Below are 24,572 nucleotides of genomic sequence, written 5' to 3' on the forward strand. Positions count from 1 at the left end.
CGGGCCATCCGTGGGAGCGCGCTTGCGCGCGATGTGGCCTTGCCGTTGAAGCCACATCGCGCGCGCCCCCGGACAGGCGATGCGCGCGCAAGCGCCGCTTCCATCGCGGCGAAGATGCAGTCCAGATTTGACGCATGCACCACGCGCACCGAAGAATCGGGCGGTGTGCGGCCATCGCCGCGGGGAGAGTGGAATGCGGCGTCGTGACTTCATGGCCTATGGTGGAATCGGGCTCGGCAGCCTGTTGTTGCCGGGCGGCATCGGCCGCGCGATCGCCGCGGAAGACCTCGTCAGCACGCTCGATCCGGCGCTGAAGAAGCGGCTTGCCGATGTGGCCTTGCAGGCCTCGCGCGATGGCGGTGGCAGCTATTGCGACGTGCGCATCGGGCGGTATCTGCGCCAGTACGTGATGACCCGCGAGACGCGGGTGGAGAACGTGGTCAACGAGGAGTCGACCGGCGTCGGCATCCGCGTGATCGCGAACGGTGCCTGGGGCTTCGCGGCGACGCGATCGCTCGATCCCGACGGCATTGCCGAAGCTACGCGGCAGGCGCTGGCGATCGCCAAGGCCAATGCACGCATCCAGACCGAGCCGGTGCAACTGGCGCCGGTGCGCGGCGTGGGGGAAGTGTCGTGGGCCACCCCGGTGCGGCGCAACGGCATGGCCGTGCCGCTGGAGGACAAGGTCGCGCTGCTGATGGACGTCAACGCCGCCGCGACCGCGGAAGGCGCGGACTTCGTGAGTTCGCGGCTGTTCCTGGTGAACGAGCAGAAGTACTTCGCCAGCACCGACGGCTCCTACATCGACCAGGACGTGCACCGGATCTGGGCACCGTTCACCGTCACCGCCGTCGACAAGGCCAGCGGCAAGTTCCGCACGCGCGACGGCCTGTCGGCGCCGATGGGCCTGGGCTACGAATATCTCTCGCCCGATCCCGCGCAGCGCTTCGAACTGCCGGGCGGCGTGATCGCCTACGGCCAGGCCTACGACATGCGCGCCGATGCCGCAGCCGCGGCGCGGCAGGCGCGCGAGAAACTGTCCGCACCGTCGGTGCAGCCGGGCCGCTACGATCTCGTGCTCGATCCGTCGAACCTGTTCCTGACCATCCACGAGAACGTCGGTCACCCGCTCGAACTCGACCGCGTGCTCGGCTACGAGGCCAACTACGCCGGCACCAGCTTCGCCACGCTCGACAAGCGCGACGCGGGCTACCGCTGGGGCAGCGACATCGTCAACTTCTTCGCCGACAAGACCCAGCCGGGCAGTCTCGGCGCGGTCGGTTTCGACGACGAAGGCGTGCAGTGCAAGCGCTGGGATCTGGTCAAGGACGGCATCCTCGTCGACTACCAGACCACGCGCGACCAGGCGCACATCCTCGGCAAGACCGAGTCGGACGGCTGCAGTTATGCCGATGCGTGGTCGAGCGTGCAGTTCCAGCGCATGCCCAACGTCTCGCTGGCGCCGGGCAAGTCGCCGCTGACAGTCAAGGAGATGATCGCCGGCGTCGAACGCGGCCTCTACATCCACGGCCGCGGCTCGTACTCGATCGACCAGCAGCGCTACAACGCGCAGTTCGGGGGGCAGCTGTATTACGAGATCAAGAACGGCGAGATCGCCGGCATGGTCGAGGACGCGGCCTACCAGATCCGCACGCCGGAATTCTGGAACGCCTGCTCGGCGATCTGCGACGAACGCGATTTCCGCCTCGGCGGCTCGTTCTTCGATGGCAAGGGCCAGCCGAGCCAGGTCTCGGCGGTGTCGCACGGCTCGGCGACGACGCGCTTCGACGGGATCAACATCATCAATACGGCGCGGAATATCTGACCATCCGCATCTCCAGAACTCGTCATTCCCGCCTTCGCGGCAATGACGGGCTGAGTGGTGCTGTGACGCATGTGTCGTGCCGTATGCCGAAAGTCACTGGACGCTGTGCACGCATCGCGTCAAGAATCGGGATGGCGCCGCAGGACGCGATGCCACCCTTGCCAACCCCGTCCACGGCGAACGCCGCTGCGGACCCGTTCCGGGAGAGCTCCCTTGCATAGACGCGACTTCCTCGCCCTCGCTGGTGTCGGCGCGGGCGGCCTGATGCTGCCTGCCGTCTTCGGCCGGGTCATCGCCGCCGAGCAGCTGGTGTCCACGCTCGATGTCGGCTTCAAGAAGCGGCTCGCCGATGCCGGCCTCAATGCCGCGACGTCCGCGGGCGCCACCTACTGCGATGTCCGCGTCGGCCGCTATCTGCGCCAGTTCGTGATGACGCGCGAGGACAAGGTGCAGAACGTCGTCAGCACCGAGTCGATCGGTGTCGGCGTGCGCGTGATCGCGGGCGGGGCCTGGGGCTTCGCGGCGACCAATACGCTGACCGAGCAGGGCGTGGCCGAAGCCGCGCGCCAGGCGACGGCGATCGCGATGGCGAATTCGAAGGTGCAGACCGCGCCGGTGCAGCTCGCCCCGGTCAAGGGCGTGGGCGAAGTGTCCTGGCGCACGCCGCTGACCAAGAACGGCATGGAAGTGCCGGTGGCCGAGAAGGTGGAGCTGCTGCTCGGCGTCAACGCCGCGGCGATGGGCGCGGGCGCGAGCTTCGTGAACTCCACGCTGTTCCTGGTCAACGAGCAGAAGTATTTCGCCAGCACCGACGGCTCCTACATCGACCAGGATGTGCACCGCATCTGGGCGCCGATGACGGTCACCGCGATCGACAAGGCCAGCGGCAAGTTCCGCACGCGCGAAGGCCTGTCCGCGCCGATGGGCATGGGCTACGAATATCTGGACGGCGCGGCGTCGGGCAAGATCGTCTCGCCCAACGGTGTCGTCAACTACGGCAACTCCTACGACATGCGCGAGGACGCGATCGCCGCGGCGAAGCAGGCGCAGGAGAAGCTCAAGGCGCCGACGGTCAAGCCGGGCCGCTACGACCTCGTGCTCGACCCCTCGCACACCTGGCTCACCATCCACGAGGCGATCGGCCATCCGCTCGAACTCGACCGCGTGCTCGGCTACGAAGCCAACTACGCCGGTACCAGCTTCGCCACGCTCGACAAGCGCGAGCAGCGCTTCCAGTACGGCAGCGACATCGTCACCGTGTTCGCCGACAAGACCCAGGCAGGCAGCCTCGGCGCCGTGGGCTTTGACGACGAAGGCGTGGCGACCAAGCGCTGGAACATGATCACCGACGGCAAGCTGGTCGATTACCAGGCGATCCGCGACCAGGCCCACATCCTCGGCAAGACCGAATCCGACGGCTGCTGCTACGCCGACTCGTGGTCGAGCGTGCAGTTCCAGCGCATGCCCAACGTCTCGCTGGCGCCGGGCAAGGCGAAGCTGAGCGTCGCGGACATGATCAAGGACGTCGAGGACGGCATCTACATCGTCGGCGACGGTTCGTTCTCGATCGATCAGCAGCGCTACAACGCGCAGTTCGGCGGCCAGCTGTTCTACGAGATCAAGAACGGCGCGATCACCGGCATGATCGAGGACGTGGCCTACCAGATCCGCACGCCGGAATTCTGGAACGCCTGCGTCGCGATCTGCGACGAGAGCGACTATCGCCTCGGTGGTTCGTTCTTCGACGGCAAGGGCCAGCCGAGCCAGGTTTCGGCGGTTTCGCACGGTTCCTCGACCGCGCGGTTCAACGGCATCAACGTCATCAACACCGCGCGTTCGCTCGGCTAAGGAGATCCCACCATGACCATCTTCACCGAAGCCCAGGCGCGCGAGATCCTCGAGAAGACCGTCGCCCTGTCCACCGCCGACGAATGCACGGCCACGCTGGCCGGTTCCGTCGACGGCAACATCCGCTTCGCGCTCAACAACGTGTCCACCAGCGGCATCGTCAGCAATGCCGAGCTCGCGGTGCAGGTCGCGTTCGGCAAGCGCGTCGGCACGGCCAGCATCAATGCCTTCGACGACGCTTCGCTGCGCAGCGTGGTCAAGCGCGCCGAAGACCTCGCGCGCCTGGCGCCCGAGAATCCGGAATTCCTGCCGGCGATCGGCAAGCAGGAGTATCGCCCCAGCCCGACCTTCAGCGAATCGACGGCCGCGATCACGCCGGAATTCCGCGCCCAGGTCGCCGCCGGTTCGATCACTCCTTGTCGCGCCGAGCAGTTGATCGCCGCAGGCTTCCTCGACGACGGCAAGAACTTCGTCGCCTTCGCCAACAGCAACGGCAACTTCGGCTACCAGCAGGCGACGAACTTCAACTACACCTGCACCGTGCGCACCGAAGACGGTCGCGGTTCGGGCTGGGTGGGGCGCAACCTCAAGGACGCCAGTGCGTTCGATGCCGGCCGCGACATCCGCGTGGCGATGCGCAAGGCCAGTGATTCGGCCGAGGCCAAGGCCTTGGAGCCGGGCAAGTACACGGTGATCCTGGAGCCGGCCGCGGCCGCGGGCCTGATCAGTTTCATGATGCGGTTCTTCGACGCACGCACCGCCGATGAAGGCCGCAGCTTCCTGTCCAAGCGCGGCGGCGGCAACAAGCTCGGCGAGCAGGTCTACGACCCGCGCGTCAACATCGTCGCCGACCCGTGGCATCCGGAAGCGGCGGTGATGCCGTGGGACGGCGAGGGTCTGCCGCGCGAGAAGATGCCGATCATCGAGAACGGCAAGATCGCCAACCTCGACTACTCGCGCTTCTGGGCGCAGCAGCAGGGCAAGCGCGCGGTGGGTCGTCCGGGCAACCTGCTGATGTCGGGCGGCGAGGGCACCACGGCCGACCTGATCCGCGGCACCGACCGCGGCATCCTGGTCACGCGCACCTGGTACATCCGCATGGTCGATCCGCAGACCGTGCTGCTGACGGGTCTCACCCGCGACGGCACGTTCTACATCGAGAACGGCGAGATCAAGCATCCGGTGAAGAACTTCCGCTTCAACGAGTCGCCGGTGATCATGCTCAACAACATCGACGAGCTGGGCCGCCCGGTACGTGTGGGCGGCGACGAATCGTCGATGGTGATGATGCTGCCGCCGATGCGGCTGCGGGACTTCACGTTCACGTCGTTGTCGGATGCGGTCTGAGGACGTTCCGCACTCGCGCCGCCGGACAGCTCGAGGCTTCTGCTCGCCGTGACGCACGCAGTGCAGTTCGCAGACCCGAAGGGCGCCGCCCATGGATGGGCGGCGTTTTCCGACCGAGGCAGGATGCCGAGTCGGAAAATCCCGGTGCACGTAACTCCGGAGGCTTCGGACTTGTCGGGGAGACGTTTTTCTTTGGTTCCGTTTCTTTTGGCGTCAACCAAAAGAAATGAACTCGGCCGCGTCAGCGGACGAAAGCGGTTGACGTTGCTGTTCGATTGGCCGCTTACGCAAAAACACGAGATCAAACGCTTCCACTCGCCTTGCGGCGAGCGGGTTCATTTCTTTTGCTGGCCCTACGCACGCAGTGCGAACGGCGAAGCCGGCCCCGAAGGGGCGAGCATCGAAGATGCGAGTCAAAGAAACGGAACCAAAGAAAAGGGCCAGCCCCGACGAAGCTCACCCGGCGAGTCACTCGTTCCGGGATTTTTCGACTCGCCATCCATGGCTCGGTCGAAAAGCGCCGCACATCCATGTGCGGCGCCCTACGGGTCTGTGTTCTGCATTCACCATTCACTGCAAAGCCAAAGCCAAAGCCAAAGCCAAAGCCAAAGCCAAAGCCAAAGCCAAAGCCAAAGCCGAAGCGAGTACCCCGTCCCTGCGGAGGCGTACGCGCGATGAACCGTCGCCAGTCTTTGCAACTGCTACTCGCCAGCGCCGCAACACTCGCGCTGCCGCCTGTGGCGGCCCAGTCCGCCCGCTACGATTTCTGGTTCACCCGCCTGCGCTACGAATCCGGCAACTGGGACGTGGACCAGCGGATGCCGTCCAACGTCATCACCTCGCTGATCGACTACACCAACCTGCGGGTCGATCCCGAGGAGCGCGTCGTCGCGCTGTCGGATCCGAAGATGCTGGCATCGCCGTTCTGCTATCTCGCCGGCCACAAGCTGGTCGAGTTCAGTCCGGCCGAGCGGCGCAACTTCGAACGTTACGTACGTGGCGGTGGCTTCGTTTTCGTAGACGACTGCAACCACGACATTGACGGACTGTTCGCGAAGTCCTTCGAGGCGCAGATGGCGGCGATCTTCGGCGCTCAAGCACTGCGGAAGTTGCCGAACAATCATGCCCTCTACCGCAGTTTTTTCCAGTTCCCGGACGGGCCACCGGCGACGAGCTTCGAGCTCAACGGCTGGGGCGACGATCTGGTGCACGACTATCTGAAAGGCATCACGATCGACGGGCGCCTGGCCGTGCTCTACAGCAACAAGGATTACGGCTGCGAGTGGGATTACGACTGGCGCAACAAGCGTTTCCTGGCCGAGGACAATACGAAGTTCGCGGTCAACATCGTCATGTATGCGTTGAGCGCATGACCCGGATTCTTTCGCCCGTGGGAGCGCGCTTGCGCGCGATGGCGCTCTACCGGGACAGCCTGATCGCGCGCGAGCGCGCTCCTACAGGAATTTCTGCATGACCCCTACCGCCCCCACCGAAGCCGACCTGCAGGCCCGTATCGCCGAGCTCGATGCCTTGCGCGCCGCGATCGGCCGCGCGGTCGTCGGACAGGCCGATGTCGTCGAACAATTGCTGGTCGCGCTGCTCGCGGGCGGTCACGTGCTGCTCGAAGGCGTGCCCGGACTCGGCAAGACATTGCTGGTGCGGACCTTGGGGCAGGCGCTCGATCTGGGCTTCCGGCGCGTGCAGTTCACGCCCGACCTGATGCCCAGCGATCTGCTCGGCACCGAACTGCTCGAGGAAGATCACGGCACCGGCAAGCGCCACTTCCGGTTCCAGGAAGGCCCGGTGTTCACCCAGCTGCTGCTGGCCGATGAACTCAACCGCACGCCGCCCAAGACCCAGGCCGCGCTGCTGGAAGCGATGGCCGAGCACACCGTCAGCCATGCCGGCGTCACGCGTGCGCTGCCGCGGCCGTTCTTCGTGCTGGCGACGCAGAACCCGATCGAACAGGCCGGTACCTATCCCTTGCCCGAAGCGCAGCTCGACCGCTTCCTGCTGCACGTCGCGCTCGGCTATCCCGATGCGGACGAGGAGCAGGCGATCCTCGCGCGCACCACCGGCACGGCCGGGGCCGAAGTGCCGCGCGTCATGGGTGCCGACGCGGTGCTCGCGCTGCAGGCGCTGGTACGCGAGGTGCACGTCAGCGAAGACCTGCTGGCGTGGATCACCGCGCTGGTGCGTGCGACGCGGCCGGGCGAGGGCGCGCCGGAGGTCGTGCGTGAGTACGTGCGCTGGGGCGCGGGTCCGCGCGCGGGCCAGTCGCTGGTGCTCGCAGCGAAGGCGCGTGCGTTACTGCAGGGCCGGCTCGCGGCGACACGCGACGATGTCGCGGCCTTGCTCGCGCCGGTGCTGCGCCATCGTCTGGTGCTGTCGTTCGCGGCCGAGGCTGCGCAGATCGATGCCGACACGGTGATCGCCGGCCTGCTGCGCGCCTTGCCCGCGCCGGCACGCTGATTCCCGCGATGGCGACTGCGGGACCCGATGCACCCGGAACGCCTGCGGCCGATGCCGCGGGCGACCTGCTGTCGCCTGCGTTGCGATCCTGGCTGGCGACCCTGCGCCTGCGGCCGCGTCGTGCGCTCGGGCGACAGGGCATCGGCCATCATGCGAGTCGCAACCGCGGCAGCGGACTCGAATTCTCCCAGTACCGCGCCTACGAATCCGGCGACGAACCGCGGCAGATCGACTGGAAACTCTACGCGCGCAGCGACCGCTTCTTCGTGCGTGAAGCCGAGCGCGACAGCCCCGTGCGTGCGTGGGTGCTGCTCGACACCACCGCATCGATGACCCAGGCCGACGAGGCCGCGCCGACGCGCACGCGCTTCGATGTTGCGTGTTTGCTGGCGACCTGCATCTACGAGATCGCGCAGCGGCAGGGCGATGCCTGCGGCCTGGTGCTGTGCGGTGGCGCGGGTGTCGCGCTGGTGACCCCGGGCACCGGGCCACGTCAGCGCGACCGGCTGCGGCATGCACTGGCCGCGGTGCGTCCGCAGGGCGAATGGCCCGACGCGAAGGCGCTGGCGCCCGCGTGGGGCCGCATCGCGCGTGGCGATCTCCTCATTGCGGTCGGCGACTGGTTCGACGACGTCGCGGTGGAGCATCTGGTGCAGCTGGCGAACGCCGGCCGCGAGGTGGTCGCGTTGCAGGTGCTGACCGCGGACGAACGGGATTTCCCGTTCCGCGACGGACGCCGCTTCGTCGAACCCGAGGCCGGCGAGTCGCTGCTCGGCGATGGTCCTGCGCTGCGCACGGAGTACCTCGCGCGCTTCGAGGCGGCGCGACACGCGCTGGCGGCGCGGCTCGCCGCGGCCGGCATCCGCTTCGCCACACACGTGATCGATACGCCGCCGGAGTCCGTGCTGCGCGCACTGTTCGGTGACCGCGCGCCATGAGTGTCGGTCTGCTCGCGCCTGTCGCGCTCGCGACGCTGGTCGCACTGCTGTTGCCGCTGCTGCTGCATCTGGCGCGCCGCGATGCGACGCGGCCCACGCCGTTCGCCGCGTTGCGCTGGCTGCGCGAGCGGCCGAAGCCGCGACGTCGCCTGCGCTTCGACGACTGGCCGCTGTTGCTGGTGCGGCTGCTGCTGCTGGCACTGCTTGCGCTGTGGCTGGCGTGGCCGGTGCTGCACGGCGAAACCGCGCCGGCGCGCTGGACCGTCGTCGTGCCCGGCGTCGCCGACGGGGCGCTGCCGCCAATCGAAGAAGGCGCGCCCGCGCCCCGTTGGCTCGCGCCGGGCTTTCCCGAAGTGGGACGCGACGCCGTGCCCGCGGACAGCGGCGCCAGTGTCGCCAGCCTGTTGCGCGAGCTGGACATGACCGCACCGGTCGGCACCGCCCTGACGGTGCTGGTCCCGGATACGGTCGATGGCGCGGACGGCGGCCGCATCGTGCTGTCGCGCCCGGTCGACTGGCGCATCGTCCTCGGCGATGCGCCCGGCACGGACGCGACGCCGATCCTGCCGCCGCGTCTCGATGTCTTCGACATTGCCGCCGACGATCCGGCGTTGCGCGTGCTGCGCGCCGTCGCACGCGCGTGGCGCCCCGACGATGCTGATGCGTTGCGCATCGCGAACGCCGACGATGCGCCGCGGGCGGATGCGATTACCGTGTGGTGGGGCGCGTCCGCGCCGCCCGCCGCGTTGCTGGCCGGACGTGCCGGACGTGTGCTGCTGTTGGGTCCGGATGCGCCGCGCGACGACATCGACTGGCAGCCGCTCCTGCAGACCGCGGATGGCGCCCCGCTGTTCGAGCGCGGCAGCTGCGCTAATGGGGTCTGCCTACGTTTCGCGCAGGCCGTCGACCCGGCGACGATGCCCGGCCTGCTCGATCCCGCATTCCCGTCGCGCCTGCGCGATCTGCTGCAGCCGCCGCCCGCGCCGCGGCGCATCGCGGCCGCGGATCTGACCCCGTCGACCGGCGCCGATGCCTGGCCGCCGACACCGCGCGATCTGCGGCCGTGGTGGGCCTTGCTCGTTGCGTTGGCATTCGCGCTGGAGCGCTGGATGGCCGCGGCGCCACGTCGGAATCACGCGGCATGAGCGTGACCGCGCAGCTGACCCGCACGCTGGATGTCGCACGTCGACGCGCAGCCGCCATCGTGCTGCTGATCGCGCTGCCGCTGGTCGCAGGCAGCGCGATGCTCGCGTGGCGACTCGCGGGCATGCCGTTCGCGGCCGGTATCGCGCTGGTGGGTGCGGTGATCGTCGCGTGGCTGGCGTCTCGGCGCAGGGCGCGCTTCGATCGTGCCTGGCTGACCCGCCGCCTGGACGCGGATCGCGCCGACATGGACGACAGCGCCGCGCTGGTGTTCGCACGCCCCGAGGCGCTCGGCGCGCTGCAGCGGTTGCAACAGTCGCGTCTGCAGGCGCGACTCGGGGCGACGCCGTGGATTCCGGAACCTGCTCCGTTGCCGAAGCGCGCGATCGCGGTGGCCTGGGTGTCGGGCGCGCTTCTGGCCGCTGCGGCCTTGTGGTGGCCGCCCACCACGTCGCATGCGGATGCGCAGACGCAGGCGACGTCGCGTGCGGCCGCGACACGCGGCACGCCGGTCCTGCAGTCGCAGTCGCTCCGTATCAATGCGCCGGCCTACACCGCTCGGGCAGTGCGCACGCAGACCGAACTCGACGCGCAGGCACCGGTCGGCGCGACCTTGCGCTGGACCCTGCGCTTCGCCCCGCAGCCGCAAGGTGTCGCGCTGCGCCTGCACGACGACAGCGAGATCGCGTTCGTACGCGAAGGCGAGGACTGGGTCGCAACACTGCGGCTCGACCAGTCCTGGCTGTACCGCATCGCCGTCGACGGCGACACCGATCACATCCTGGCGCGCGCACAGCCGTGGCGGCTGGACGCGGTGCCGGACCGGCCGCCCGAGGTGCGCGTGCGCACGCCGGAGGAGACGCTGTCGACCTATACGCGCGGACAGCGCGCGTGGCCGCTGGTCTTCGAAGCCAGTGACGATCACGGCGTCGCGCCGACCGCGCAGCTGCGGATCACGGTGACGCGTGGCAGCGGCGAGGCGATCACGTTCGAGGACCGCACCATGCCGCTGCGTGGACGCGGCGATCCACGCGCGATGACATTCGCGACGACGCTCGACCCGGTCGCACTCGGACTGGAGGAGGGCGGCGATCTCGTCGCGCAGCTCGAAGTGCGCGACACCCGCGCGCCCGAACCGCAACGTGCCCGCAGCGCCAGCCTGATCCTGCGCTGGCCACCGCCGACGCCGGTCGATGCGGATGGGCTCGAAGGACTCGCGCGCGACGTGCTGCCCGCGTACTTCCGCAGCCAGCGCCAGATCATCATCGATGCCGAAGCCCTGATCGCCGAGCAGCCGCGCATCGCGCGCAGCGCCTTCGAAGGACGTTCCGATGCGCTCGGCGTGGACCAGCGCATCCTGCGTCTGCGCTATGGGCAGTTCCTCGGTGAGGAGTCGGAAGGCGGGCCGCGTCCGCCGCCCACCGATGACGCGCAGGCGCCGCCTCCACCGCCGCGCAAGCCGTTGCCGATCGACGACTTCGGCCAGGCGGACGCGCCGCCGACGGACACGCACGATGACCAGGCCCACGACGATCACGCGCATGACGCCACCACGCCGCAGGGCGCGACCGCGCACGCGGACCACGACCATGATCACGCCCCGCAGGACGCCATGACCTTCGGCCGCGCCGACGATGTGCTGGCGACGTTCGGCCACACCCACGATCTGCCCGAAGCGGCGACGCTGCTCGACCCGAAGACGCGCGAGATCCTGCGCGGCGCGCTGCAGGCGATGTGGCAGTCGGAACTGCATCTGCGACAAGCCGCGCCGCGTGAGGCGTTGCCGCATGCGAACCGCGCGCTGGAGCTGATCAAGCAGGTGCAGGAAGCCGACCGTATCTATCTGGCGCGGGTGGGGTCCTCGTTGCCGCCCGTCGATCCCACACGCCGCCTCGGTGGGGATCGCGACGGCATCGCGCCGCGCGCCGTGCCCGCACCCGACGTGGATCTCGATCTGGCGCCCGCGATCGCCTGGCGTGCGCTCGCCTGGCACGACGCGCCGGATCTCGATGCATTGATCGGCTGGGCGCAGGCGCATCCACGCCAGGTCGACGATCCGCTCGCGTTGCTGGCCGCCGTCGATGCCTTGCGCCGCGACGCGGGCTGCGTCGACTGCCGCCAGGCACTGCGCGGACAGCTGTGGCGCGTGCTGCAGCGGCCGTTGCCGTCGCCCGCTCGGCGCGCTGCGCCCGATGCGATGGGCGCGCGGTATCTCGATGCATTGCAGGAAGACGCCCCATGAGCCCGGAACGCTGGCTGCTCATCGTGCTCGTCGTCGGCGCCGCACTTGCCGTGCTGCGGCTGGTCGTGGGTCATCTGCGCGCGACGTCCGATGTATGCCCTGCCGTGTGGCGCACGTGTGCGCTCGTCGCGCTGACGCTGGTGTCGACATCTCTGCTGTATCGCGGCCTGTTGCCGCCGCCCGTCGCGGTCGAGCGCGGCACGCTGGTCGTGCTGACGGCCGGCGCGGATGGGCTCGCGGTGCCGGCGGCCGAGACCGTCGTGGCCTTGCCGGAATCCGGCGATGCGCCGCCGGGTGCCGAACGCATGCCGGATCTGGCGACCGCGCTGCGCCGGCATCCCGATGCGCGCGCACTGGTCGTCGTCGGGCATGGACTCGAAGCACGGGATCGCGATGCGGTCGAGGGTCGCGCGCTGGCGTTCGTGCCGGCCGAAGCGCCTGCCGGATTCGCCGAACTCGTCGCACCGGACCACACGGGCGCCGGTGCGCGTTTCGAAGTGCAAGGCCGCGTCGCCGGGATCGATGCGGCACGCGTGTCGCTGATGGATCCAGCGGGACGCCTCGTGTCGACCGCGGAAGCCGACGACGGCGGACATTTCCGGTTGGGTGCGACCGCGCGCGATGCAGGCGCGACCCTGTTCGACGCCGTGGTGCACGACGCGGAGGCGCGCGAGATCGAGCGCGTGCAGGTGCCGGTGATCGTCGACGCGGCAGCGCCGCTGCGCGTGCTGCTGATCGCGGGCGCGCCGAATCCGGACATGCGCGCGCTGCGTCGCTGGTCCGAGGATGCCGGCTTCACCCTGCGCTGGCGGACGAGCTTCGGCGGCGGCGCGGGCGTGGGCGATGCGCCGGCCTTCGATGCCGCATCGCTCGCCGCGCAGGATCTGATGCTGCTCGACGCGCGCGCCTGGGACGGCCTCGGCGCCGGCGCGCGTGCGTCGTTGCTGACGGCCGTGCGCGGTGGCCTGGGCGTGCTGATCCATGCGCCGCAGGCGCCGTCCGCGGCGCTGCGTGGATGGCTGCGTAGCGCCGGTCTGACGGTCGAGACCGGACGCGCCGTCGACTGGCAGCCGGACGTCGGCCCCGACGATGTCGCGCGTCTGCGCGCCTGGATGGGGCCGGGCAGCGACGACGCGCCTTTCGATCCTGCGCTGGCCGGCGAAGCCGCCCCCACGCTCACCTATCTGCCGCTGTCCGGTGGTGCACCGGGGCAGGGGGACGGACCGCCCGGGATGATGCGCTGGCAGGCCGTCGGGCAGGGGCGGCTGGGCGTGGTCACGCTGGCCGACAGTTGGCAACTCCCGCTGTCCGGTCGCGCGGATCTGCATGCAGGATTGTGGAGTGGCTGGGCGGGCACGCTCGCGCGCGCTGGCGACGCGGCGGAGCCACGGTTCGACGGCGAGTTCCGTGTCGGCACGCGTTCGACGGTCTGTGGCCTGGACGCCGGGGCCCGTGTCCAGGCGCCCGACGGCACGACGATCGCGCCGATCCCCGATCCCGCCGCGAACGGCTGCGCCGGTATCTGGCCGACGGCGGCGGGCTGGCATCGCATCGACACTGCCGCCGGCAGCTGGCCGGTCCTGGTGCGGGCAGAAGGCGACGCCACCGGTCTCCACGTCGCTGCGTTGCAGCGCGCGACGCAGGCGCTGGTGCGCGCGTCGGACGCGACCGTCGGCACGATGCCGGCGACACGCCCCGGCCGCGCCTGGCCGTGGCTGCTCGCCTGGCTGTGCGTTACCGCCGCACTGTGGTCACTCGGCCGTGCGCGCATCGGTCGCCGCCGGGTGCCGGCGTCCTTCCCAGGCGCATAATCCCGGCGCACAACCGGAGAGACGACGATGACGCATACGGGGCGCTGCCACTGCGGCAGCCTGGCGTTCGAACTGGACGGCGAGATCGCCGAGGTCTACGACTGCAACTGCTCGATGTGCCGTCGGCGTGGTGGCATGCTGGCATTCGCGGCGGCAGACGCCCTGCGCGAAACCGGCAGCGGTACGCCGCAGACCTATCGCTTCAATACCCACAACATTGCGCATCACTTCTGCGGCACCTGCGGCATCGCGCCATACAGCCGCGGCGTCGGTCCGGATGGTGTGGAGATGGCCTGCATCAATGTGCGCTGCGTCGACGGGATCGATCTCGCGGCGCTGAAGATCGTGCAGATCAATGGAGCCAGCCTGTGAGTCGTGCGCGACTGCGTTGGATCGGCGTGCTCGCGCTCTCAGGCGCGCTGACCACCGGTTGCTCGAATCCAAACGCATATTCGGACGGCATGGCCTATACAGAGGGCGCCGCCGTACATGCAGAAAACGCCGATGCGCTGCTGGCCTACGAGCACAGCGTCGGCGTGCAGTTGGACGGGGCGATGATCGTGCCGCGGCTGCAGGCGATCCAGGCTGCGTGCCGTGATGCGCGCTTCGGTGCGTGCACGCTGATCGAAGCGCAGCAGTCGGCCGGCGATCGTCCGTCCGCGCGTGCGGTGCTGCGCATGGCGCCTGCGGGTATCGAACCGATGATCGCGCTGGCAGGCGAGGGTGGCGAGGCCGGTGAGCGCAGCACGCGCGCGGAGGATCTCGCCGTCGTCGTGCGCGACAACGCCACCGAGCAGGACCGGCTGACGAAGGAGATGGCACGGCTGCAGGCGTTCGAAGCGCGGCGCGATCTGTCGGTGGCCGACATGATCGCGTTGTCGGAGCGCATCGCCGCGACCGAAGCGCAGATCGAGGCCGCACGTCGCGATGGCGCCCAGCATCGCCGTCGCATCGACACGCAACTGCTGACCGTGCAACTGCGCGCACGCGATGGCGAGCAGGGTCGCAGCGAGATCGCGATGGCGTTCCGCGAGTTCGGCGGCACGCTCGCCACCGGCACCGCCTGGACGATCCGCGCGACCGCGTTCCTGTTCCCGTTGGCGATCGTCGGTGTCGCGCTGTTCGCCCTGCTGCGCGCGCTGTGGCGGCGACGTCGCCGCGGCTGATCGCTCGCGGGGCGCGTCGGTTGCCCGAGGCTTCGGGCTATTGCAGACTCGGGACGCCGCAGGTCATGCCGGCATTCCGGGCGCGCAGCGCGATTTTGATACCGCGCCGGTTCACGACGCAGGCCTTCGCCTGCGCCATCCATGCAAGGAGGACGCCATGGTCACCCGTCGCGATGCCCTGAAACTCTCACTTGGTGCCGGCCTGTCGCTGGCATTGCCCGGCACGCTGTTCGCCGCCACGCCCGCGCCGATGCTGACGCGCCCGATTCCGTCGAGCGGCCAGCGCATTCCCGTCGTCGGTCTCGGCAGCTCGGCGACGTTCTCGTCGACCGCGCGCGACGATGCATCCGCGCTCAATGAAGTCCTGCGCACGCTGGTCGACCAGGGCGGCGCCGTGTTCGACACCGCGCCCAGCTATGGCGCCTCGGAAGAAGTCGCCGGCAAGGCGGTGCAGGAACTGGGCATCGCCGATCGCGTGTTCTGGGCGACCAAGGTCAATGTCGCCGGTCGCGAAGCGGATGCGAAGGCCGACCCGGCCGCGGCGCGCGCGCAGATCGAAGCTTCGTTCGCGCGCCTGGGCCGCGATACGATCGATCTGATCCAGGTGCACAACCTCGGCGACGTGCCGACCCAGCTCGGCATCCTCAAGGAACTGAAAGCGGCCAAGCGCGTGCGCTACATCGGCGTCACGTCGACCAGCAAGCCGGCGTATCCGAAGCTGATCGAGACGATGCGCAACGAGCCGCTGGATTTCATCGGCGTGGATTACGCGATCGACAACCGCGACGTCGAAGAGACGATCCTGCCGTTGGCCGCCGAGCGCGGTATCGGCGTGCTGGTGTATGCGCCGTTCGGTCGCACGCGGCTGTGGCGTCGCGTCGGCGAAACCTCAGTGCCGGACTGGGCGGCGGAGTTCGATGCGGCCACCTGGGGCCAGTTCTTCCTGAAGTTCGTGCTGTCGCATCCGGCGGTCACGTGTGCGACGCCGGCGACGAGTCGTGCCTCGAACCTGATCGACAATCTCGGCGCGGGCCGGGGCCGTCTGCCGGACACCGCGCAGCGCGAACGCATGGCCAAGCTGATCGAGGCGTTGCCGGCGGCGAGCTGAGTCCAGCGCGCCCGCCGCCGCGAAGGGTGCGCGGGCTCAGCCTTCTTCTTCGGTCTCGAACTCGACGACGGCGTCGAGATCGAAGGCCAGCGCTTCGATCGCCTCGCGCACCTTGCGCTCCGTCGAGGGATTGCCGACTTCGACTTCGATCTCGTGCATCTTCGGTCCGGCGACATCGCTGAGACCGGCGGAGCTGGAATCGGCATCGTCCATGTGCGACATCAGGTCGTCGATTTCCTCGACGTGCTCGATGCCCTCCACGCTCGACAGAAGATTGATCACCGCGCGTGCGGTGTCGTCGCTGCCGGTGAGGCGGATGCGGAGCATGGGCATGTCGGTTCCTTGGTGCGGGGGATGACGTGCAGGCTAGGCAGCGAAACGGAAAGCCGACGTGACGACACCACGCCTCTGTCACCGGCGGGGCGTAGGCTCGCGCCCATGAATGCGACCGCGTCCACCTCTGCCACTGCCGGCGAACAGCCGCCGGTCCTGCTGCGTCCACTCGAACGCGGCGATCTGCACTTCGTCCACGAGCTCAACAACAACCGCACGGTGATGAGCTACTGGTTCGAGGAACCGTACGAGTCCTTCGTCGAACTCGAGGAGCTGTTCCGCAAGCACATCCATGACCAGAGCGAACGCCGCTTCATCGTCGAAGACGGCAGCCACACGCGCGTGGGCATGGTGGAGCTGGTCGAGATCGACCATCTGCACCGGCGCGCCGAGTTCGCGATCATGATCTCGCCCGCGCACCAGGGCCGCGGCTATGCGCGGCCGGCGACGGCGCTGGCGATCGCCTACGCGTTCCGCGTGCTCAATCTCTACAAGCTGTTCCTGCTGGTCGATGTGGACAACGCCGCGGCGATCCACGTCTACGAGTCGCTCGGCTTCCAGCGCGAAGGCGTGCTGGTCGACGAGTTCTTCAGCGACGGCCGCTATCGCAGCGCGATCCGCATGTGCCTGTTCCAGCACCAGGCGCTGGGCAGCGACGACAGCCGCCGTGACGCCTGATCAGGCGCGCGGTCGCAGGCGCTCGAAGGTCAGGATGGTCTCGTCGTGGTACTGCGTCGGACCCGTTTCGACGTAGCCGAGCTTGCCGGCCAGTGTCCGCGACGGCGCGTTGTCCGGATTGATGATGCAGACGCTGCGCCCGCCGAAGGGCTGAGCGTCGAACCAGGCGTGCATCGCCTGCGTGGCTTCCGAGGCGATGCCGCGACCATGTGCCTCCTTCGCGAATACCCAGGCGCCTTCGGGCGAGGCGGAGAACGCCTCGCCGAGGTCGCGACGGAAATCCGCGAAGCCGGCGCCGCCGATGGTGCGGCCGGTCTCGCGTTCGACCACCGCGAAGATGCCGAAGCCGAACGCGGTCCAGTGGCCGATGTAGCGCAGCAGCCGGTTCCAGACATCCTCGTCGCTGGGCACGATCGAGGTGATGTGCCGCATCACCTCGGGGTCGCGGATCATCGTCCGCAGCGCGTCGAAATCCTCGATCGTGTGCGGGCGCAGCAGCAGGCGTTCGGTCTCGATGCGCATCGTGCTCACCCTGCCGGCGGCGTGCGCACCGGCACGCTGATGTTGCACAGGTCGATGTGCCCGGCCGGACGCACGTACCAGTCGTCGCGGCGGTTGCGGCGCGATTCCACCACAGCGTCGAACAGCGGCGTGTCGGTGCGCAGCACCTGCAGCGGCGTGCGCTCGCTGGCTGGCACTTCGGACGCGAGGCGGATGCGGCGGATCGGCGTGCGCTGTTTCGGGTCCTCGTAGAAACCCAGCGGGCCGGTGCCGCGCGGCAGCACGCTCAGCAGCTCCATGCCCTGCAGCACGCGGCCGACGGTGGTGATGTTGCGGTCGAGCTGGCGCGGCGACTGGCCGGTGACGATGTAGAGCTCGGTGCCGTTGCTCGAATCGGGCGCCATGTCGCGGCCCGCGCCCAGCGTGCCGTAGCAGTGCGCGAGCCACGTGCGGCCGGCGCCCTTGCGGTCGTCTTGCGCGGCCGGGAAGCCGTCGGCGAACCCGGCCTGCGCCGCCCAGCCGTCGGGATCGGGCAGGGCGTGGAAGGCGAGACCGGCCGAGGCGCGGTCGAATTCGGCCGGCAGCTTCGCGCGTGCGCTGCCGATCGGCTTGCCGGGTGCGCCTTCTTCGGTGACGTCGCCGAACTGCACGACGAAGTTGTCCTGCGAGCGGTACAGCGTGAGCCCGTTCCAGAAGCCGCCGCGGGCGAGGGTGCGGATGTTGGCGACGTGTTCGGGTGCGAACGCCGGCGCCAGTTCGATCACCACACGGCCGCCCTCGACGTCCATGTACAGCAGGTTGGCCGGATCGGGCGTGCGCCAGTCCGCGGGCGTGGAGGCGTCCAGCAATTCCTGCGTGGAGCGGGTCTCGACGCTCGCCGGCGCGCCGGACGTGGCGCAGCTGGCCAGGGCGAACACACAGGCGGCGAGGGTGGCGGACAAGGCGTGGCGCGACGGCTGGCGCATGGATGGATTCCCCGGAAGACAGATCCCGATTGTGGCCGAGTCGATGGTCTGCGTGACTACCGGCACATCCGCTATAGCGAAGTCCGCACTAGTATCTGGATCAACCTAGCGGAGGTGGCCCATGGCCGATGCCCCGGATGACGGCGAGCTGCAGCTGCGCAAGTTCCAGAAGGAACTGAGCGCGGGCACGGTGTCGCTGGCATTGCTGGCGGTGCTGGGCAGTGCGGCCGAGCCGATGTACGGCTACCAGATCGCCAAGCGTCTCGAATCGCTCGACGGCGTGCTCAGCGGCAAGCAGAGCGCGCTGTATCCGGTGCTGCGCAATCTCAGCGCTGCAGGGCTGCTCGACAGTCACGTCGAACCGTCCGTCGCCGGACCGCCGCGCCGTTACTACCGCATCACCGAGGCAGGGCGGACCACCCTGCAGCACTGGACCGCCGCCTGGCGGGCCACACGGGATTCCGTCGACGCCGTCCTGGAGGGGATACGCGAATGAACATGCACACGCCACCGCAGAGCATCCCCGAGTACCTGGAACAGCTGCGCGTCGCGCTCACCGGCGCGGATCCCGCACTCGTGCAGGACGCGCTCTACGACGCCGAGGAATACCTGCGCTCGGAACTGGCCGAACAACCGGGCCGTTCGGAAGCCGACGTCATCGCCTCGGTCGCGTCGAGCTACGGCGCGCCGGACGAGGTGGCCGACATCTACCGCGACACCGAGGTCAAGGTGCAGACCGCGCTGCGACCGCCGGCGCCGAAGCCGCGCACGTCGCTGTTCGGCCGTTTCTTCGGCGTTGCCGCCGACCCGCGCACCTACGCATCGATGTTCTACATGGTGCTGTCGCTGGCGACGGGCATCTTCTACTTCACCTGGGTGGTGACCGGCCTGTCGGTGTCGCTGAGCCTGGTCGTCGTGCTGATCGGCATTCCGCTGCTGATCCTGTTCTTCGGGTCGGTGCGGCTGCTGTCGCTGGTCGAAGGCCGCCTGGTCGAAGTGATGCTCGGCGAGCGCATGCCGCGCAGGCCGCTGTACTCGGCGCGCGGGCGCAACTGGCTGCAGCGCATCGGCGACATGTTCACCGACGTGCGCACCTGGAGCACGCTGTTCTACCTGCTGCTGATGCTGCCGCTGGGCATCGTCTACTTCACGATCAACGTGACCCTGCTGTCGCTGTCGTTGAGCATGATCGCCGCGCCGCTGCTGGTATGGACGGGCATGGCGACAGCCGGCGTCAGCAATTACGGTTGGTCGGTCCTGAACTGGTCCAACGATTCGGGCCTGTCGACGTCGTTCCCGCTGATCGCGACGCCGCTGCTGCTGGTGACCGGCGTGCTGACCCTGTTCGCCAGCCTGCACCTGTTCCGCGGCATCGGCCGCATGCACGGCGGCATCGCCAAGCACCTGCTGGTGAAGACGGCGCAGTACAGCTGAGCAACCGTTGTGTGATCCATGAGAAAGGCGCGCCGGTGTCGACCAGCGCGCCTTTCTGTTTGCGTGATCCGCGTCTGCGCGGCGCGCGGGATCAGGTCGGCTTCTTCGTCGTCCGCTTCGCAGCCTTCTTGCGTGCGGTCTTCACTGCCGGCTTCGCCTGCGCCGGACTCGCGCCCTGCGCATGCGATGCGATGAAGGCGCGCACCTGTGGATACACCTGGGTGCGCCAGCGGCGGCCGCTGAAGATGCCGTAGTGGCCGGCGCCCTCGACGGTCAGATGTGCGCGATCGGCTTTCGACACACCGGTGCACAGCGTGTGCGCGGCGCGCGTCTGGCCTTCGCCGGAAATGTCGTCGAGCTCGCCTTCGATCGTCAGCAGCGCGGTGCCGGTGATCTTCGACGGGTCCACGCGCTCGCCGGCCACGACCCACTTGCCGCGCGGCAGCAGATGCTCCTGGAACACGACGCGTATCGTGTCGAGGTAGTACTCGGCCGGCATGTCGAGCACCGCGTTGTACTCGTCGTAGAAGCGGCGGTGCGACTGCGCGTCGTCGTCGTCGCCCTTGACCAGATCGCGGTAGAAATCCCAGTGCGATTCGAGATGGCGCTCGGGGTTCATCGCCATGAAACCCATGTGCTGCAGGAAGCCGGGATACACCTGACGACCGCGACCGGGATAGTTCATCGGCACCGGATGGATCACGTTCTGTTCGAACCAGGCGAGCGGCTTTTCGGTCGCCAGGTTATTGACCGCGGTCGGCGACTGGCGGGTGTCGATCGGGCCGCCCATCATCACCAGCGAACGCGGCGTGGCTTCGCCGCGACCGGCCATCAGCGAGACGGCGGCGAGCACCGGCACGGTCGGCTGGCAGACGCTGACCACGTGCAGGTCCTCGGCGCCGATGTGGCGGATGAAGTCCTCGATGTAGGCGATGTAGTCGTCGAGCGAGAATGTGCCGGATTCGGCAGGCACCATGCGCGCGTCGATCCAGTCGGTGACGTAGACCTTGTGATCGCGCAGCAGCGTGCGCACGGTGTCGCGCAGCAGCGTCGAATGGTGGCCCGACAGCGGGGCGACGACGAGGACGGTCGGCTGCGCCTTGATGACCTCGAGATGCGCCGGATCATCGGTGTAACGCTTGAAGCGCAGCAACTTGCAGAACGGCTTCACCAGCGCGTCGAGCTGCACGACCGGATAGGTACGGTCGTTGTCGTCGTTCTCGACGGCGTGGATGCCGAATGCCGGCTTCTCGTAGTCCTTGCCGATGCGGTACAGCAGCTCGTTGGCGGCGGAGAGCTGCTCGGCGCCGGGCAGGTTGGACAGCCAGGTGCCGTCGGCGCCGAACGCCTTCGCGTTCGCGTCGGCCAGCAGCGTCCACGGCTTCATCCAGGCGCGGCCCATCTCGTGCAGTTGGTAGAACAGCATCGGCATTCCGGTCAGTGGTGTTGCTGCGACGCAGCATAGCGCATCGGCCGTGAACGGCCGGGGCGGCAGCGGGCTGGATTCAGCGCGCGCTAGGGCGCTGGATCAGGCGGTTTCGAGTGCCGTGGCGGCATCGGCCAGCTGCGGCGACAGCCAGCAATGCGAGCCCAGCGCGCGGAAACCGGCGGCGGCGAAACGTGCCCGGTAGAAGCGGGCGGGGCGCTGCTTGAAACCGTCGTCGTCGCCCTCGGCGCCGTCCTCGCGGGCGAAGCATTCGAGGAACGCGACGCCGCCGGTGAGGTCGGCCAGGCCGGGCAGGCCGCGATCGAGTTCGCGGGTGTCGAGGTAGTGCAGCACGTCGCTGCAGATCAGCAGGTCGACCGGCGGGCAGGGCCGCAGCATCTCGAAATCGGCGAAGCGTGCGTGATGCAGATTGCGCGCGCGCCCGAAACGCGACACCGCGTATTCGCTGGCATCGAAACCGAGGTACTGCGCCTTCGGCCGCAGCTTGAGCAGCGGCGCGCGCCACGCGCCTTCGCCGGCACCGATGTCGAGCACGGTGCGCAGCGGACGCTCCAGGTGGTACTCGGCCGTCGCGACCGCGAGCGCGACCTTGCGCGCGAGACGCGCAGGCCCGCCGATGTCGCCGGCGCGGTACCAGCGGTCGAAGTAGGCGCGGTCGTATTGCTTGGACATCGAAGGGCCGGACGGTTGCGGGGACGCGCATTCTAGGCGCTGGCGGCGACTGCGACACAGCGTCGCAGCACGCCCCTGTGATGCGAACCGCACCTGCGGGCGTGCGATCCTTGCCCGTCAGCCGAGGGAGCCAGCGCGATGCAAGCCTATCTGTGGGTCAAGACCTTCCATCTCGTGTTCGTGATGGCGTGGATCGCCGCCGCGTTCTATCTGCCGCGCATCCTGATCAACCTCGTCGAGGCTGGCGATTCCGTCGACGTGCGCGCACGCCTGGTGCTGATGGGTCGTCGCCTGTACCGCTTCGGCCACGTGATGCTGGGCCTCGCGCTCTTTCTGGGTCTCGTGTTGTGGATGGGCTACACCTTCATCACCGATTTCCCGACGATGGCCCCGATGGGCGGCGGCGCCGGCTGGCTGCACGCCAAGCTGGGCCTCGTGGTGCTGCTGATCGTGCACTTCGTCGTCGCAGGACGCTGGCTCAAGGGTGTCGACACGGGCCGTGCGCTGCCGTCGACGAAGGCGCTGCGCTGGTTCAACGAGATCCCGGTGCTGCTGCTGGTCGGCGTGGTGTGGCTGGTGCTCGCGAAGCCGTTCTGAGTGCCGGATCGATGCCGGGCCTTCACATCGACCCGGTGACAGCCGCATCCACTCAGTCGCCCGCACGCGTCCGATGGATATCGTGCGTCGCCACGCCCTTCGCGCGATCGGGCAACTCGAACCAGTGCGGATGCGCCAGCGTGCGATCCATGTCGCGTCGGCCGCTGTCCCAGTGTTCGCGCAGCGGAATGTGGCCGAAGGCGTAATCCTTGTTCTGCTGCTCGTGCGGCTTGGTCTGGTAGATCAGGTGGATCACGTTGAACACGCGATCGTCGAGATACGGCGACAGCGCCTCTTCGAGATGCGCCGGCAGCACGCGGCCCGGCAGATGCTCGATCAGTTCCTTGAGCGACGTGCGCAGCGTCTGCGCCATCTCGACCATGCGCGTGCCGTGGCGCGTGCGGCTGGAGAAACGGATGTCCTTCATGCGCTCGAGCACGTCGAGCATCGATGCCGGCGCCACGCCGCGTGCGCTCCACAGGTCGACCTGGAAGGCGAGCGTATCCTCGTGCGGCCGGCAGTCGAGGATGTACTCCAGCGGCGTATTGGAGACGATGCCGCCGTCCCAGTAGGGCTCGCCGTCGATCTCCACTGCGGGAAACGCCGGTGGCAGCGCGCCCGAGGCGAGGATGTGCTCCACGCGGATGGGCTCGAGCGCACTGTCGAAGTAGCGGAAGTTGCCGCGGGTCACACTGGTCGCGCCGACGGTCAGGCGCACGCCACGGTCGCGGTTGATGCGGTCGAAATCGACGAAGCGCATCAGCGTTTCGCGCAGCGGCGAGGTGTCGTAGAAACTCGTCGCCGCATCGCTGCCGTCGCCGGGCAGCAGCAGCGGCGAGATCGGTCGCGCTTCGAAGAAGCCGCGCTGGCCCTGCAGCAGCGCGCCCATCGCGCTCATGCCGCGCGCCCAGGACAACAGCATCGGATCTTCGGGCAGACCGGCGATCGCGGTGCGGATCGCCAGCGCCGGCAGCGACATCGGGCCGGCCGGCTCGGTGATCGTGTGCCAGAAGGCCTGCAGTTGCGCAATGCGGTCGTCGGGCGCGTTGCCGGCGAGGATCGCGGCGTTGATCGCGCCGATCGAGATGCCGGCGAACCAGTTCGGCGCGATGCCGGCTTCGTGCAGGCGTTCGTAGACGCCGCACTGGTAGGCGCCGAGCGCGCCGCCGCCCTGCAGCACCAGGGCGACGGTGGGATAGCGCGCGACGTGCCGGCGGACCGCGGCCTCGCTCACTGCATGTACCAGCCGTGGCTCACGACGAGGCTCTGGCCGGTCAGCGCGTTGGTCTCGAACGCGGCGAGCGTCAAAGCGACATTCGCGACGTCGTCGACGGTGGTGAACTCGCCGTCCACCGTGTCCTTGAGCATTACGTTCTGGATCACCTCGTCCTCGCTGATGCCGAGCTCCTTCGCCTGCTCGGGAATCTGCTTGTCGACCAGCGGCGTGCGCACGAAGCCCGGGCAGATCACGTTGGCGCGCACGCCGTAGGCCGCGGCCTCCTTTGCGACCGTGCGGGCCAGGCCCAGCAGGCCGTGTTTGGCGGTGACGTAGGGCGCCTTGAGCTTGGACGCGGAATGCGAATGCACCGAGCCCATGTAGATGATCGCGCCGCCGGTCTTGCGCGTTTCCATGTCGCGCAGACACTCCCGCGTGGTCAGGAACGCGCCGTCGAGATGGATGGCGAGCATCTTCTTCCAGTCGGCGTAGCTGAAGTCGGTGACCTTGTTGACGATCTGGATGCCGGCATTCGAGACGAGCACGTCGACCTGGCCGTAGTGCGCGACGGCCTTGGCGATGCCGTCGACCACCTGCGCCTCGTCGGTGACGTCCATCGCCACGGCCAGCGCATCGCCGCCGGCATCGCGGATTTCGGCCGCGGTGGCTTCGGCCGCCTCGAGCTTGAGATCGGCGATGACGACCTTGCCGCCCGCCTGGGCATAGACCTCGGCGATGCGCTTGCCGATGCCGCTGGCTGCGCCGGTGACCACGCAGACCTTGCCGTCGAGTCGATTCATGGGTGCCGCTCCGCTTTGAATGGGGATGC

At 68.7% G+C, this 24,572-nt stretch carries 23 protein-coding genes; 16 read left to right on the forward strand and 7 right to left on the reverse strand.

The genetic code is table 11. The features are described 5' to 3' along the window. Positions 1-193: 193 nt before the first annotated feature. The 12 genes from V3391_RS01380 to V3391_RS01435 all read left to right on the forward strand — a co-directional run bounded on the left by V3391_RS01380 (position 194) and on the right by V3391_RS01435 (position 15,900). Positions 194-1,825, forward strand: a complete 1,632-nt coding sequence (locus V3391_RS01380; RefSeq protein WP_332076636.1) for a TldD/PmbA family protein — start codon at positions 194-196, stop codon at positions 1,823-1,825. Between the two features lie 213 nt (positions 1,826-2,038). Then, complete coding sequence (locus V3391_RS01385; RefSeq protein WP_332076637.1) at positions 2,039-3,673, forward strand: TldD/PmbA family protein; 1,635 nt, start codon at positions 2,039-2,041, stop codon at positions 3,671-3,673. A 12-nt stretch (positions 3,674-3,685) separates the two neighbouring features. Next, on the forward strand, positions 3,686-5,020 hold the full coding sequence (locus V3391_RS01390) for a TldD/PmbA family protein (protein WP_332076638.1): 1,335 nt from the start codon (positions 3,686-3,688) through the stop codon (positions 5,018-5,020). 674 nt (positions 5,021-5,694) lie between these two features. Beyond that, a complete protein-coding gene (locus tag V3391_RS01395) occupies positions 5,695-6,393 on the forward strand; it encodes a DUF4159 domain-containing protein (RefSeq protein ID WP_332076639.1) in 699 nt (232 codons plus the stop codon). A gap of 97 nt (positions 6,394-6,490) precedes the next feature. Next, positions 6,491-7,492 carry an AAA family ATPase gene (locus tag V3391_RS01400; protein ID WP_332076640.1) on the forward strand — a complete coding sequence of 334 codons (1,002 nt, stop codon included), beginning with the start codon at positions 6,491-6,493 and terminating at the stop codon, positions 7,490-7,492. Positions 7,493-7,500: 8 nt separating this feature from the next. Next, positions 7,501-8,430 (forward strand): DUF58 domain-containing protein, encoded by a 930-nt coding sequence (locus tag V3391_RS01405; RefSeq protein ID WP_332076641.1) that lies wholly within the window; start codon positions 7,501-7,503, stop codon positions 8,428-8,430. Further along, positions 8,427-9,575 carry a BatA domain-containing protein gene (locus V3391_RS01410; RefSeq protein WP_332076642.1) on the forward strand — a complete coding sequence of 383 codons (1,149 nt, stop codon included), beginning with the start codon at positions 8,427-8,429 and terminating at the stop codon, positions 9,573-9,575. Before V3391_RS01405 ends, V3391_RS01410 begins: the two co-directional genes overlap by 4 nt. Continuing rightward, positions 9,572-11,815: a hypothetical protein gene (locus V3391_RS01415; RefSeq protein ID WP_332076643.1), complete on the forward strand. Its 2,244-nt coding sequence runs from the start codon at positions 9,572-9,574 to the stop codon at positions 11,813-11,815. Before V3391_RS01410 ends, V3391_RS01415 begins: the two co-directional genes overlap by 4 nt. After that, positions 11,812-13,626 carry a hypothetical protein gene (locus tag V3391_RS01420; protein WP_332076644.1) on the forward strand — a complete coding sequence of 605 codons (1,815 nt, stop codon included), beginning with the start codon at positions 11,812-11,814 and terminating at the stop codon, positions 13,624-13,626. Before V3391_RS01415 ends, V3391_RS01420 begins: the two co-directional genes overlap by 4 nt. A 27-nt stretch (positions 13,627-13,653) precedes the next feature. Next, entirely contained in the window at positions 13,654-13,998 is a 345-nt protein-coding gene (locus V3391_RS01425; protein WP_332076645.1) for a GFA family protein, read from the forward strand. Next, complete coding sequence (locus V3391_RS01430) at positions 13,995-14,792, forward strand: DUF4349 domain-containing protein (protein WP_332076646.1); 798 nt, start codon at positions 13,995-13,997, stop codon at positions 14,790-14,792. The genes V3391_RS01425 and V3391_RS01430 overlap by 4 nt, the downstream gene beginning before the upstream one ends. A 157-nt stretch (positions 14,793-14,949) precedes the next feature. After that, entirely contained in the window at positions 14,950-15,900 is a 951-nt protein-coding gene (locus tag V3391_RS01435; protein WP_332076648.1) for an aldo/keto reductase, read from the forward strand. Between the two features lie 36 nt (positions 15,901-15,936). Here the strand turns inward: V3391_RS01435 and V3391_RS01440 are convergent, their stop codons facing one another. Then, positions 15,937-16,233, reverse strand: a complete 297-nt coding sequence (locus tag V3391_RS01440; protein ID WP_310231409.1) for a hypothetical protein — start codon at positions 16,231-16,233, stop codon at positions 15,937-15,939. Between the two features lie 105 nt (positions 16,234-16,338). On the opposite strand from V3391_RS01440, the gene speG reads away from it, so the two are divergent. After that, entirely contained in the window at positions 16,339-16,911 is a 573-nt protein-coding gene (gene speG, locus V3391_RS01445; RefSeq protein ID WP_332076649.1) for a spermidine N1-acetyltransferase, read from the forward strand. On the opposite strand, the gene V3391_RS01450 is transcribed toward speG, so the two are convergent. Both V3391_RS01450 and V3391_RS01455 read right to left on the reverse strand, forming a co-directional pair. Further along, complete coding sequence (locus tag V3391_RS01450) at positions 16,912-17,433, reverse strand: GNAT family N-acetyltransferase (RefSeq protein ID WP_332076650.1); 522 nt, start codon at positions 17,431-17,433, stop codon at positions 16,912-16,914. A 5-nt stretch (positions 17,434-17,438) separates the two neighbouring features. Further along, entirely contained in the window at positions 17,439-18,377 is a 939-nt protein-coding gene (locus V3391_RS01455; protein ID WP_332076651.1) for a peptidylprolyl isomerase, read from the reverse strand. Between the two features lie 121 nt (positions 18,378-18,498). Between V3391_RS01455 and V3391_RS01460 the strand changes: the two genes are divergently transcribed. Together V3391_RS01460 and V3391_RS01465 are read left to right on the forward strand one after the other, a co-directional pair. Next, positions 18,499-18,873, forward strand: a complete 375-nt coding sequence (locus V3391_RS01460) for a PadR family transcriptional regulator (RefSeq protein ID WP_332076652.1) — start codon at positions 18,499-18,501, stop codon at positions 18,871-18,873. Beyond that, positions 18,870-19,811 carry a sensor domain-containing protein gene (locus V3391_RS01465; RefSeq protein ID WP_332076653.1) on the forward strand — a complete coding sequence of 314 codons (942 nt, stop codon included), beginning with the start codon at positions 18,870-18,872 and terminating at the stop codon, positions 19,809-19,811. The genes V3391_RS01460 and V3391_RS01465 overlap by 4 nt, the downstream gene beginning before the upstream one ends. A gap of 91 nt (positions 19,812-19,902) precedes the next feature. Here the strand turns inward: V3391_RS01465 and V3391_RS01470 are convergent, their stop codons facing one another. Continuing rightward, positions 19,903-21,243, reverse strand: coding sequence for a polyhydroxyalkanoate depolymerase (locus V3391_RS01470; protein WP_332076654.1), 1,341 nt, complete (start codon positions 21,241-21,243; stop codon positions 19,903-19,905). Between the two features lie 96 nt (positions 21,244-21,339). Continuing rightward, the gene (locus tag V3391_RS01475) at positions 21,340-21,930 is read right to left on the reverse strand and encodes a class I SAM-dependent methyltransferase (protein WP_332076655.1); all 591 of its coding nucleotides are present in this window, start codon (positions 21,928-21,930) and stop codon (positions 21,340-21,342) included. Positions 21,931-22,068: 138 nt separating this feature from the next. On the opposite strand from V3391_RS01475, the gene V3391_RS01480 reads away from it, so the two are divergent. Continuing rightward, positions 22,069-22,527, forward strand: a complete 459-nt coding sequence (locus tag V3391_RS01480) for a CopD family protein (RefSeq protein ID WP_332076656.1) — start codon at positions 22,069-22,071, stop codon at positions 22,525-22,527. 52 nt (positions 22,528-22,579) lie between these two features. Here the strand turns inward: V3391_RS01480 and V3391_RS01485 are convergent, their stop codons facing one another. Together V3391_RS01485 and V3391_RS01490 are read right to left on the reverse strand one after the other, a co-directional pair. Next, on the reverse strand, positions 22,580-23,761 hold the full coding sequence (locus tag V3391_RS01485; protein ID WP_332076657.1) for a patatin-like phospholipase family protein: 1,182 nt from the start codon (positions 23,759-23,761) through the stop codon (positions 22,580-22,582). Next, positions 23,758-24,543 carry a 3-hydroxybutyrate dehydrogenase gene (locus V3391_RS01490; protein ID WP_332076658.1) on the reverse strand — a complete coding sequence of 262 codons (786 nt, stop codon included), beginning with the start codon at positions 24,541-24,543 and terminating at the stop codon, positions 23,758-23,760. Before V3391_RS01490 ends, V3391_RS01485 begins: the two co-directional genes overlap by 4 nt. Positions 24,544-24,572 lie beyond the last annotated feature (29 nt).

The sequence above is a fragment of the Luteimonas flava genome (genome assembly GCF_036584485.1).
Classification (GTDB): Bacteria; Pseudomonadota; Gammaproteobacteria; order Xanthomonadales; family Xanthomonadaceae; genus Luteimonas; species Luteimonas flava.

What these genes read in the sequence shown, in the direction of transcription:
- V3391_RS01380 (WP_332076636.1), top strand. Translation starts at nt 194, where the DNA reads ATGCGGCGTCGTGACTTCATGGCCTATGGTGGAATCGGGCTCGGCAGC.
- V3391_RS01455 (WP_332076651.1), bottom strand. Translation starts at nt 18,377, where the DNA reads ATGCGCCAGCCGTCGCGCCACGCCTTGTCCGCCACCCTCGCCGCCTGT.
- speG (WP_332076649.1), top strand. Translation starts at nt 16,339, where the DNA reads ATGAATGCGACCGCGTCCACCTCTGCCACTGCCGGCGAACAGCCGCCG.
- V3391_RS01435 (WP_332076648.1), top strand. Translation starts at nt 14,950, where the DNA reads ATGGTCACCCGTCGCGATGCCCTGAAACTCTCACTTGGTGCCGGCCTG.
- V3391_RS01390 (WP_332076638.1), top strand. Translation starts at nt 3,686, where the DNA reads ATGACCATCTTCACCGAAGCCCAGGCGCGCGAGATCCTCGAGAAGACC.
- V3391_RS01425 (WP_332076645.1), top strand. Translation starts at nt 13,654, where the DNA reads ATGACGCATACGGGGCGCTGCCACTGCGGCAGCCTGGCGTTCGAACTG.
- V3391_RS01480 (WP_332076656.1), top strand. Translation starts at nt 22,069, where the DNA reads ATGCAAGCCTATCTGTGGGTCAAGACCTTCCATCTCGTGTTCGTGATG.
- V3391_RS01400 (WP_332076640.1), top strand. Translation starts at nt 6,491, where the DNA reads ATGACCCCTACCGCCCCCACCGAAGCCGACCTGCAGGCCCGTATCGCC.
- V3391_RS01410 (WP_332076642.1), top strand. Translation starts at nt 8,427, where the DNA reads ATGAGTGTCGGTCTGCTCGCGCCTGTCGCGCTCGCGACGCTGGTCGCA.
- V3391_RS01415 (WP_332076643.1), top strand. Translation starts at nt 9,572, where the DNA reads ATGAGCGTGACCGCGCAGCTGACCCGCACGCTGGATGTCGCACGTCGA.
- V3391_RS01470 (WP_332076654.1), bottom strand. Translation starts at nt 21,243, where the DNA reads ATGCCGATGCTGTTCTACCAACTGCACGAGATGGGCCGCGCCTGGATG.
- V3391_RS01460 (WP_332076652.1), top strand. Translation starts at nt 18,499, where the DNA reads ATGGCCGATGCCCCGGATGACGGCGAGCTGCAGCTGCGCAAGTTCCAG.
- V3391_RS01395 (WP_332076639.1), top strand. Translation starts at nt 5,695, where the DNA reads ATGAACCGTCGCCAGTCTTTGCAACTGCTACTCGCCAGCGCCGCAACA.
- V3391_RS01450 (WP_332076650.1), bottom strand. Translation starts at nt 17,433, where the DNA reads ATGCGCATCGAGACCGAACGCCTGCTGCTGCGCCCGCACACGATCGAG.
- V3391_RS01475 (WP_332076655.1), bottom strand. Translation starts at nt 21,930, where the DNA reads ATGTCCAAGCAATACGACCGCGCCTACTTCGACCGCTGGTACCGCGCC.
- V3391_RS01405 (WP_332076641.1), top strand. Translation starts at nt 7,501, where the DNA reads ATGGCGACTGCGGGACCCGATGCACCCGGAACGCCTGCGGCCGATGCC.
- V3391_RS01440 (WP_310231409.1), bottom strand. Translation starts at nt 16,233, where the DNA reads ATGCCCATGCTCCGCATCCGCCTCACCGGCAGCGACGACACCGCACGC.
- V3391_RS01465 (WP_332076653.1), top strand. Translation starts at nt 18,870, where the DNA reads ATGAACATGCACACGCCACCGCAGAGCATCCCCGAGTACCTGGAACAG.
- V3391_RS01420 (WP_332076644.1), top strand. Translation starts at nt 11,812, where the DNA reads ATGAGCCCGGAACGCTGGCTGCTCATCGTGCTCGTCGTCGGCGCCGCA.
- V3391_RS01490 (WP_332076658.1), bottom strand. Translation starts at nt 24,543, where the DNA reads ATGAATCGACTCGACGGCAAGGTCTGCGTGGTCACCGGCGCAGCCAGC.